Origin of the sequence: Arthrobacter sp. Hiyo1, from assembly GCF_001263615.2 — a bacterium.
Lineage (GTDB): Bacteria > Actinomycetota > Actinomycetes > Actinomycetales > Micrococcaceae > Arthrobacter.
In genome coordinates this window covers 85,832-88,199 of record NZ_DF952468.1, presented here as the reverse complement: position 1 = coordinate 88,199, position 2,368 = coordinate 85,832, and the positions used below count along the sequence as shown (strand labels likewise).

Here is a 2,368-nt window from a genome sequence, read left to right as displayed (position 1 = left end):
CGCCCTGCGGGCGGATGACCAGCTGGACCGGGAAGCGGAAGCTCTCCAAGTGGCTTTCGAGCTCATCGGCGGCCGGAAGGGTTTCCAGGACTTCGAGCAGGGCCGGGCCGCTGTACCAGGGGGTGCGGTCCGAGCGGTCCACGACGTTGTCGCCGTCGAGCGCCGATACCGGGATGACCGCGACGTCGGCAATCCCATCGCTGCCCAAGCCAAGCTCGCGGGCAACCTTCTGCACGTCCGTCTCGATCTCGCGGAAGACCGACTCGCTGAAGTCCACGAGGTCGATCTTGTTCACGGCGACGATTACGTGCGCCACGCGCAGCAACTGCAGCACCGACAAGTGGCGGCGGGTCTGCTCCAGGACTCCCTTGCGGGCGTCAATGAGTACGACGACGGCATCCGCAGTGGATGCGCCCGTCACCGTGTTCTTGGTGTACTGAACGTGGCCGGGGCAGTCCGCGAGGATGAAGCTGCGGCGGTCCGTGGCGAAGTAGCGGTAGGCGACATCGATGGTGATGCCCTGTTCCCGTTCGGCGCGAAGGCCGTCGGTCAGGAGGGCAAGGTCGATGGCCTGGCTGCCGGTGGCGCCGGCTCCGCCGAAGCCACGGTCGGCAGAGGTGCGGGCGACGGCGTCGAGCTGGTCCGCGAGGATCGCCTTGGAATCGTGCAGCAGGCGGCCCACCAGGGTGGACTTGCCGTCGTCGACGGATCCAGCGGTGGCGAAACGGAACAGCGTTGATTCGCGCAGGCCGGTCTCCAGGAGTGCGGTTTCGGTGCTCATTAGAAGTAGCCGTCCTTCTTGCGGTCTTCCATGGCTGCCTCGGAGATGCGGTCATCTGCACGGGTGGCGCCACGTTCGGTGAGTGTGGATGCGGCAACTTCAACGACGACGTCGGCAACCGTGCGGGCGTCGGAAACGACCGCGCCGGTGCAGGACATGTCGCCCACAGTGCGGTAGCGGACTAGCTTGGTGACGACTTCCTCGTGCGGAAGCGGCATGGAAACCTCGCCGACTGCGCGCCACATACCGTCGCGTTCGTAGACCTCGCGCTCGTGGGCGTAATAAAGGGGCCGGGCAGCTCAATGCCTTCGCGCTCGATGTAGCGCCACACGTCCAGCTCGGTCCAGTTGCTGATGGGGAACGCCCGGACGTGCTGGCCCACGGTGTGGCGGCCGTTGTACAGGTTCCACAGTTCGGGGCGCTGGTTGCGGGGATCCCACTGGCCGAACTCGTCGCGCAGGCTCAGGATGCGCTCCTTGGCACGGGCCTTGTCCTCGTCGCGACGTCCGCCGCCGAAAACGGCGTCGAACTTGTTGCGCTGGATGGCGTCCAGGAGCGGCACGGTCTGCAACGGGTTGCGGGTACCATCGGCACGCTCGGCGAGCTCGCCACGGTCGATGAACTCCTGGACGGAACCCACCACGAGCTTGAGGCCCAGGCGCTCCACCGTGCGGTCGCGGAAGTCGATGACCTCGGGGAAGTTATGGCCGGTGTCCACGTGCAGCACGGGGAACGGAACCTTGCCAGGCCAGAACGCCTTGGTGGCCAGGTGCAGCATGACCACGGAATCCTTGCCACCGGAGAACAGCAGCGCAGGCTTCTCGAACTCGGCAACAACCTCGCGGATGATATGGATGGCCTCGGACTCGAGGGTGTCCAAAGACGAGAGGCGGGCCGACCGCAGAGCCTGGGCGGCAGTCGGCGTCTCCACAAGGTCCTTTTCCAGCACTGACAGCTCCGTGTCCTCGTTGGTTGTGTAGATGCTCATACGTGTAGTCCGCATTCTGTCTTGTCGGTTCCTGCCCAGCGGCCGGAGCGGGGGTCCGCTCCCGGGGCCACTTTGCGGGTGCAGGGCTGGCATCCGATGGACGGGTAGCCCTGGCTCAGGAGGGGGTTGACGGGAAGGATGTTGTCTTCGGAGTACTGGACCAACTGGTCAAAGCTCCAGTCGGCCATCGGGTTGACCTTGACCAATCCGTTGGCCTCGTCCCAGGTGATCAGCGGGGTGTTGGTCCGGGTGGGTGCCTCGTCGCGGCGGACTCCGGTGAACCAGACTTCGTAGCCGGCGAGGGTCCGGCGCAGCGGCTGGACCTTGCGGAGCGCGCAGCACTGGGCGGCGTCACGGGCAAACAGGTCCTTGCCGAGGAGGCGGTCCTGCTGCTCCACGGTGTTCTCGGGGAGCACGTCCACGATGTTCACGCGCAGGTTAGCGGCGAGTTCGTCCCGCGTGGCGTGGGTTTCCGGGAAGTGGTAGCCGGTCTCCAGGAAGAGGACGTCGACGCCGGGAAACTGGTCCGCGACCAGGGCCGGCAGCACGGCGTCGGCCATGGAGCAGGCCACGGCGACGGCGGGCAGTTCGAAGTTGCG

General features: G+C 66.2%; 2 protein-coding genes and 1 pseudogene. All 3 read right to left on the bottom strand.

What is annotated here, in order from left to right:
- Positions 1-781 (bottom strand): GTP-binding protein (locus AHiyo1_RS00355; protein WP_172465452.1); only part of this gene is annotated, 781 nt, incomplete at its 3' end.
- A pseudogene (gene cysD / locus AHiyo1_RS00350) lies at positions 781-1,769 on the bottom strand (sulfate adenylyltransferase subunit CysD). The gene AHiyo1_RS00355 and the pseudogene cysD, both read right to left, overlap by 1 nt.
- Positions 1,766-2,368: phosphoadenylyl-sulfate reductase (locus AHiyo1_RS00345; RefSeq protein WP_059387241.1), on the bottom strand; the 603-nt coding region annotated here is incomplete at its 5' end. The gene AHiyo1_RS00345 and the pseudogene cysD, both read right to left, overlap by 4 nt.